The sequence below is a fragment of the uncultured Lutibacter sp. genome (assembly GCF_937891065.1).
Lineage (GTDB): Bacteria > Bacteroidota > Bacteroidia > Flavobacteriales > Flavobacteriaceae > Lutibacter.
Map to the genome: position 1 here is coordinate 1 of NZ_CALAEQ010000207.1, position 7,978 is coordinate 7,978.

The following is a 7,978-nucleotide window of genomic DNA, read 5'->3' on the forward strand; positions in this document are numbered from 1 at the left end:
TATATCATCTAATCTGATATTTCTTAATTATTGAATTTTCATAAATATGATTTTTATCATTTTACTTTTCTTCAAGTTATTTTTACTGAAAAACCTAACTATGAGAAATTTAATTAAACCATTTAGCTATAAAATTAGAGCTCTTATTCCATTTTCACACGATTTAGAGAACATAATCTGTCTGTGAGTTTTGTTTAACAAAGATATAAAAGATCAAAAGTTTTTTTATATGACATAAGTCATATATAAAGATGAATTTGTCTTTTATTTTTGTGGTATCAAAATGAGATCAATCTCTTTTGACTCAAAAACAATAACTTAAATAATATGATTATGAAAGCAATCCACCGACTTGCACTACTCATTACTCTAGGCTTATTGATAAGCTGTGGTGGTAAAGAGGAAAAGAAAGATGAAAAAATTCAAAGAAGGCAAAAACCCAAAGTTGAAATAAAAAAAGAAGAACCAAAACCTGATGTGGTTCTAGCTTCCAAGAGAGTTACACTGGACAATAAAGGAGTAGGTAAAGTCAAAAATGTAGAACTAATCCCAACTATCGATAATACGATGGTAGAAAGAGGTGCTGCTCTTTTTAAAACCAATTGTACTGCTTGCCATAAAACAAACAAACGTTTTGTAGGTCCAAATCCAACAGGTATTATGGAGCGTAGAAGTCCAGAATGGATTATGAATATGATTCTAGATCCAAAATTAATGACAGAAGAGGATCAATGTGCTAAAGACTTGTTAGTTGAATTTAATGGAGCTTCGATGGCAAACCAGAATTTAACAGAGGAGCAAGCTCGTGACATCTTAGAATATTTCCGAACCCTAAAATAATAGTATTATGAAAACCATCCATTTATTTAAAATCATTCCTGTAGCCGTGTTTCTAGTCCTGCTTTACAGTTGTAAGAAAGAAATAAAGCAAGACGGGTCATCTACTCAGACTAGTAGTGAGGTTGCACTGCAGAGTAAGTCGGGTCAGGCATTTATAGAAGATGACGGCTCTACACCTAATGTATTACAAATCGCGATCGGTTCTCCAGATCATACCACACTTGTAGCGGCAGTTCAAGCAGCAGGTTTAGAAAATGTCTTAGTAAATGCGGGTCCATTAATGGTTTTTGCACCTACTAATGCTGCTTTTGATGCACTACCTGCTGGTACTTTAGAAGAGCTATTAAAGCCTGAAAACAAGCAAAAGCTTGCGTCAATTTTAAAACATCACGTAACGGCTGGTAATTATGATAAGAGCTTTTTAAAGAATTTTAAAAAGTTAGGTCAGGCAGATGACACTAATACTACCGTTGAAGTAAAAGGAGACGATGTGTACGTGGGTGGAGCCAAAATACTTGGAAGTGTTAAAGCAGGTAATGGTATAGTTCACGTGGTGGACAAAGTGATTTTGCCTCAATCAAATTAATTAAACATAGGATAATAATTAAAAATAAGAACCAATGAAAACATGTAAATTTCAACTTTTGTCATTATTTGGAGCTTTAATGCTGCTTACCAGTTGTGGTAATAATAATGGAAAGAATAAATCTAGCGGAGCACTAAATTCTAGTAACGCTGAAAAAGTGTACGTAGCTCCCGGAGAGCACGACGAATTCTATGCATTTCTGTCAGGCGGTTATAGCGGGAACGTGACTGTATACGGCTTGCCGTCTGGTAGAATGTTTAAAGAAATACCTGTCTTCTCTCAATTTCCAACTTCTGGCTATGGCTATTCTGAAGAAACAAAGCCTATGCTAGAGACTTCTCACGGTTTTGTGCCTTGGGATGATTCTCACCATCCAGAAATCTCTCTAACTAATGGAGAACTGGATGGACGATGGCTTTTTATTAATGGTAATAATACACCTCGTATTGCGAGAATTAGTTTAACCACTTTTGAAACAGAAGAAATTATTGAGGTGCCTAATAGTGCTGGTAATCACAGTTCTTCTTTCCTTACCGAGAATTCTGAATATGTAGTGGCAGGAACACGTTTTTCGGTACCTATTCCACAACGTGATATGCCTATCAATGAGTATAAAGGGAATTTTCAAGGTGCATTATCTTTTATAAGCGTAGATCCTGAACACGGGCATATGGATATTAAATTCCAAATCATAATGCCTGGGTTTAATTATGATCTTTCTCACCCAGGACGTGGAAAATCTCACGGTTGGTTCTTCTTTACAACATATAATACAGAAGAAGCTAATTCATTACAGGAAGTATTCGCTTCTCAAAACGACAAGGATTTTATTGCCGCAATAAACTGGAAAAAAGTTGAAGAGTATGTTAACAATGGAGGTGGTACTAAAGTGCCAGCAAAATATGCACATAATGTGTATGATGAGTCTACACATACAGCTACAAGTACTATGAAAAAAGAAGTACTTACGGTAAATCCACTTGATGTACCCGGAGCTGTATTCTTTTTACCTACACCTAAATCACCTCACGGCTGTGATGTAGATCCAACGGGAAATTACATTATTGGTAATGGTAAGCTATCTGCCGACTTAACAGTTCACTCTTTTGATAATATGATTGATGCTATTGAGGGTGAAAAGTTTGATGGTGAAGCGTATGGTATTCCAATTTTAAAATTTGAAGATGTACTCGCAGGAACAGTGAAAAGTGGTGGCTTAGGACCACTTCATACAGAGTTTGACGGTAAAGGGAATGCATATACCACATTCTTTATTACATCAGAAGTGGTAAAATGGAAATTAGGTACTTGGGAAGTTATTGATAGAAAACCTACCTATTACTCTGTAGGTCACTTAATGATTCCAGGTGGTAATTCAAGAAAACCTTTCGGTAAATATTTGGTGGCATTAAATAAAATTACAAAGGACAGGTATCTGCCTGTGGGTCCAGAAATGGAACATTCAGCACAGCTATATGATATCTCTGGTGAGAAAATGGAACTGTTATCTGATTTTCCTACACACGGAGAGCCACATTATGCTGCTGGTATTCCTGCTGAATTATTAGCGCCAAAAGCTAAGAAAATCTACAGACTAGATGAAAATAAGCATCCATATGCAGTAACTAGTCCAGACCAGGCTAGAGTAGAGCGTAAAGGAAACGAAGTACATATTTATATGTCAACCATACGTAGTCACTTCACACCGGATAATATAGAAGGTGTAAAAGTGGGAGACAAAGTATATTTCCACATTACAAACCACGAGCAAGATTTTGATGTACCACACGGATTTGCAATGATAGGACAAAACTCTTCAGAGTTACTTATAATGCCTGGGCAAACTAAGTCTTCTCTTTGGGAACCTAAACAAGTAGGTGTTTGGCCATTCTATTGTACAGATTTTTGTTCTGCACTTCACCAAGAAATGCAGGGGTATGTTAGAGTTTCACCTGCAAAATCGAACATAGAATTGAGTTGGTCTCTAGGTGGAGACTAATCATTGGTTGGTTTTTATGGCAGGTAGCGCAATGTAGTGCTACCTGCTTATAAAATACTGGTATTATAATTACGCTTTCGCGAAATCGTAATAAATTTATAGAAATGAAAAAGGCAAGTCTTCTTATGATACTTGGTGCCATATTGTTAATGGGGTTATTCAAATTCCCATTATGGAATATTAAATTAGGTGCACCACAATATCCTGAACCATTAGGTATGAATATCTATATAGATGGTATACAAGGAATGAATGAGTTTGATATTCAAAATATCGATGGGCTCAATCACTATATTGGAATGAAAACCTTACCAAAACCTGAAGAAATGTGGGAATTTAGTGTTTTCCCAATAGTCATAGGCGGGATGGCAGCGTTGGGATTTCTTATTGGAATACTGGGTTATTTTGGGGAAGTAAGTTATCGCTGGTTTTTAGGTTGGTTGGTTTTAATGACTATATTAGGCATATTAGGAATGTATGATTTTAATGCTTGGATGATTGATTATGGAACTAACCTAGATCCTAAAGCCATAATGAAATTACAAAACCCAGATGGCACACCTATGAGTTATAAACCGCCATTGTTCGGACATCAAAAAATGCTCAATTTCGATGCTTATTCTTATCCGCGATTAGGTGGTTATTTAATGGGCGTAGGAATGTTATTAACTCTCGTTGCCTTTTATATTGGCAAACGTTCAAAAATGAAGACTAATGAGAACACTATTTAAAACCTCTCTAATGGTATTAGCAATGTTTTTAATAAACAGTTGTGCCACAGGACCACAAACTATAGATTATGGAAACGACGGTTGCCATTTTTGTAAGATGACCATCGTAGAAAAAATACACGGTTCTGAATTAATTACAGATAAAGGAAAAGTTTTCAAGTTTGATGCAACAGAATGTATGCTGAATTATATAAATGATAATAAAGAGCTTCCAGTAAGTAATTTGCTTACTAATTATTACGAGGCACCTACGGAATTTATAGATGTAGAAGAAGCTGTTTTTCTAATAAGCGAAAAATTACCAAGCCCAATGGGAGCTAACCTTACAGCTTTTAAAACTAGAGTAAGTGCTGAGAAAGTACAATCTGAAAAGGGAGGGAATTTATATAACTGGGAAGAGTTAAAAATACACCTAAAGAAAAGGTAAAACAAGCAACACATTTATCTAAATAATTGGTTATAAAATTACCATACGCGATGCAATTAGGTTCAGGTATATTTGATGTAACTACCGCATCAACAAATAATTATGGAGGGGAAATCTTAAGAAGTTATGTTGGTTTTAATGGATTGGTTAACAACAAACTTTCACTTGGCATTGAAATAAAATTACATTTATATCAGAAATACAACGGTATTTTTATGAACGAAACGTTAACCACTAATGCAGGTGTAAAATATAGTATTTTATAATTCTTATGATCAGGCTACTCAAAAAACTTCTCTTTGTACTACCTCTGTTTTGGGGCTTGCAACTATTTGCACAAACTATTGTTGTATGCAGTGATTGCAAGATAAACTCGATTAAAGAGGCTATCACTAATGCGGTAGCGGGTGATACCATTTTGGTGAAAAAAGGAACATATAAGGAGTATAATATTGTAGTAGATAAACCACTTACGATTAAAGGCGAAAATTTTCCGGTAATTGATGGTGAAGATCAAGGTGAGATCATACGTGTAGTCTCAGATAATGTAACTATAGATGGTTTATTCATTATTAATGTAGGAACAAGTTATACTAGTGATCACGCAGCAATACGTGTGGTAAGAAGTGAAAATTTCTTGATACAAAATGTGGTACTAGAGAAACTCTTCTTTGGTATTTATATTGAAAAATCAAATAATGGTAAGATTTACCATAATAAAGTAATAGGTGACGCTCAAGATGAATATAATTCTGGAAACGGTATTCAGTTATGGTATTCAAAAAATATTGTGGTAGAACAAAATATCGTACAAAAGGTGCGCGATGGGATCTACTTGGAGTTTTCAGATAATATCATTATAAACGATAATATAAGTACAGAAAATCTGCGCTATGGTTTACATTTTATGTTTTCCAACGACGATCTGTATACAAATAACACCTTTGAAAACAACGGAGCAGGTGTTGCTGTAATGTTTTCAAAGCGGATTAAAATGCTCAATAACACTTTTAAGAAAAACTGGGGTACAGCAGCTTTTGGGTTGCTTTTGAAAGAAATTAACGATGCTGAAATAAAAGACAATGTATTTGAAGAAAATACAGTTGCCATAAACATAGAAGGATCTAATAGAGTTGTGTATTCTGGTAATGATTTTATAAGTAATGGATACGCGATTAAAGTACTAGGGGCTTGCTATACTAATACGTTTGAAAAGAATAATTTTTTATACAACTCATTCGATGTGTCCTATCATAGTAAGATTAATGACAATGTATTTCATCATAATTACTGGAGTAGTTACACAGGATATGATCTTGATAAAGATGGTATAGGGGATGTTCCATATAGACCGGTAAAACTATTTTCTTATATCGTTAACAAGACGCCAGAAACTATCATTTTAATGCGAAGTCTGTTTATCGATATTATTGATTTTTCAGAAAAGGTGTTACCAGTGTTTACGCCAGATAATTTACTAGATATGACACCACAAATAAAAAGGTACAATGATAAAGATTGAGCAATTACATAAAAAATTCGGAAAGAATCAGGTGCTTAAAGGTGTAGATTTAGAGTTCTTGGATAAGGGAATATTTGCCATTATAGGACCAAATGGTTCAGGTAAAACGACACTAATAAAAGCACTGTTAGGAATGGTAGTTCCAGATAAAGGTGATTTATCTGTAGGGGGAACATCTATTAGGAAAGATTGGAGATATAGAGATCAGATAGATTACTTACCTCAAATAGCAAACTTTCCAGCAAATCTTACTGTAAAAGAATTGATATCAATGATAAAGGATTTACGTAATAGGCCTGGAGAAGATAAAAGATTGATTGCGTTATTTAAGATCGAACCATTCCTGTCAAAAAAATTGAGTAACCTCTCTGGTGGAACAAAACAGAAGGTAAACCTTGTACTCACACTTATGTTTGATAGCCCCATTATTATTCTAGATGAACCTACAACTGGTCTTGATCCCATAGCACTAATTCATTTAAAAGAGCTTATAAAAGAGGAAAAAGCTAAGGGTAAAATTATTTTGATTACTTCTCATATTATGAGTTTTGTAGAAGAGATGGCAGACGAGATTGTGTTTTTGCTTGAAGGTAAAGTATACTTCAAAGGAAATATTGAGGCGCTTAAGACACAAACTGATGAATCTAATTTTGAACACGCAATTGCTAACCTTTTAACACAAGAAGATGTTTAAAATATTAAAATATATTTTTTTTGACTTAATACGTAGTAGATGGAGTTATGTCTACTTATTGTTTTATTTATTGCTAGGAGCTGTATTGCTCTTTTTGAACAACGATCTCTCTAAAGCTGTAATCACTTTAATGAATGTGATTATCATCTTAGTACCGCTTATAGGCACCCTCTTTGGTGTGATGTATTACTATAATTCTAAGGAATTTACAGAGCTACTGTTAGCACAACCCATTAAGCGATCTTCTATTTTTATAGGTCAGTATCTAGGTGTAGCCTTGTCTCTTTGTATGAGCCTAATTATAGGGTTAGGAATTCCGTTTGTGCTTTATGGATTGTTTCAATCTAATGAAATATGGGATTTTGTATTGTTACTTGTCACTGGAACATTCCTAACCCTAATATTCACAGCACTTGCATTTAATATCGTTTTGTATAATGAGAATAAAATAAAAGGGTTTAGTTATTCTATTTTGCTGTGGTTGTTTATGGCAGTTATTTATGATGGTTTATTTTTAATGTCGCTTATTGCATTTCAATCATATCCTTTAGATTCTTTTTCTATAGGAGCAACAATGTTTAATCCCATTGATTTATCTCGTATTTTAATTTTATTAAAATTAGATATTTCAGCCTTATTGGGATATACTGGTGCTGTTTTTAAGAAATTTTTTGGAACTGGTTTAGGATTATTTATATCTATTGGAGCTTTGTCCCTTTGGGTAGTTTTGCCAGTACTCAACATTTACAGAAAATGTAGAAAAAAGGATTTTTGAGATTATTTTGTAATCAACTCTTATATAAGCTAGAAAAAGTTTTAACGATTACCTTATTATGATGGAATCAATTAAATTTTAAATTATATATTTAAACCTTGTGTAGATAAACGATTATGAGCAAAATAACTGGCACATCAACTGCTTTTAATTATAATCCTTTATCAATTCATTAATTTTATTTCTTAATTGATCTTCTTCAATATATTCTTTTATTGAATAAAGTATTTTATTGTTTTTATATATGAATATTGTAGGTAAGGAGTATATATTTAGTTCTTTCATTAAATCTTTATTATCATCATAATTAATGGTATGATATTCTAAAACAGTATCCATTTCATTTGAATGTACGTATTCAGCCTAATTTGAACTTTTTGGGTTAAAAATTAAGAGAGTGTTTT

The 7,978-nt window shown here is 33.5% G+C and carries 10 protein-coding genes; 9 read left to right on the forward strand and 1 reads right to left on the reverse strand.

What is annotated here, in order from left to right; genetic code table 11:
* The first annotated feature begins 333 nt into the window (after positions 1-333).
* From Q0352_RS11340 to Q0352_RS11380, 9 genes are all read left to right on the forward strand, one after another.
* Positions 334-840 carry a cytochrome c gene (locus Q0352_RS11340; RefSeq protein ID WP_299527563.1) on the forward strand — a complete coding sequence of 169 codons (507 nt, stop codon included), beginning with the start codon at positions 334-336 and terminating at the stop codon, positions 838-840.
* A 7-nt stretch (positions 841-847) separates the two neighbouring features.
* Positions 848-1,426: a fasciclin domain-containing protein gene (locus Q0352_RS11345; protein WP_299527565.1), complete on the forward strand. Its 579-nt coding sequence runs from the start codon at positions 848-850 to the stop codon at positions 1,424-1,426.
* Positions 1,427-1,460: 34 nt separating this feature from the next.
* Positions 1,461-3,425, forward strand: a complete 1,965-nt coding sequence (nosZ, locus tag Q0352_RS11350; RefSeq protein ID WP_299527567.1) for a Sec-dependent nitrous-oxide reductase — start codon at positions 1,461-1,463, stop codon at positions 3,423-3,425.
* A gap of 104 nt (positions 3,426-3,529) precedes the next feature.
* Positions 3,530-4,156, forward strand: coding sequence for a hypothetical protein (locus tag Q0352_RS11355; RefSeq protein WP_299527569.1), 627 nt, complete (start codon positions 3,530-3,532; stop codon positions 4,154-4,156).
* The gene (locus Q0352_RS11360; RefSeq protein ID WP_299527571.1) at positions 4,140-4,583 is read left to right on the forward strand and encodes a nitrous oxide reductase accessory protein NosL; all 444 of its coding nucleotides are present in this window, start codon (positions 4,140-4,142) and stop codon (positions 4,581-4,583) included. Before Q0352_RS11355 ends, Q0352_RS11360 begins: the two co-directional genes overlap by 17 nt.
* 26 nt (positions 4,584-4,609) lie before the next feature.
* The gene (locus tag Q0352_RS11365; protein ID WP_299527573.1) at positions 4,610-4,849 is read left to right on the forward strand and encodes a hypothetical protein; all 240 of its coding nucleotides are present in this window, start codon (positions 4,610-4,612) and stop codon (positions 4,847-4,849) included.
* 5 nt (positions 4,850-4,854) lie between these two features.
* Positions 4,855-6,105 carry a nitrous oxide reductase family maturation protein NosD gene (locus Q0352_RS11370; protein ID WP_299527575.1) on the forward strand — a complete coding sequence of 417 codons (1,251 nt, stop codon included), beginning with the start codon at positions 4,855-4,857 and terminating at the stop codon, positions 6,103-6,105.
* The gene (locus Q0352_RS11375) at positions 6,092-6,799 is read left to right on the forward strand and encodes an ABC transporter ATP-binding protein (protein WP_299527577.1); all 708 of its coding nucleotides are present in this window, start codon (positions 6,092-6,094) and stop codon (positions 6,797-6,799) included. Before Q0352_RS11370 ends, Q0352_RS11375 begins: the two co-directional genes overlap by 14 nt.
* Positions 6,792-7,574: an ABC transporter permease gene (locus tag Q0352_RS11380; protein ID WP_299527579.1), complete on the forward strand. Its 783-nt coding sequence runs from the start codon at positions 6,792-6,794 to the stop codon at positions 7,572-7,574. The genes Q0352_RS11375 and Q0352_RS11380 overlap by 8 nt, the downstream gene beginning before the upstream one ends.
* A 147-nt stretch (positions 7,575-7,721) precedes the next feature.
* Here the strand turns inward: Q0352_RS11380 and Q0352_RS11385 are convergent, their stop codons facing one another.
* A complete protein-coding gene (locus tag Q0352_RS11385; RefSeq protein ID WP_299527581.1) occupies positions 7,722-7,913 on the reverse strand; it encodes a thioredoxin family protein in 192 nt (63 codons plus the stop codon).
* Positions 7,914-7,978: the final 65 nt, after the last annotated feature.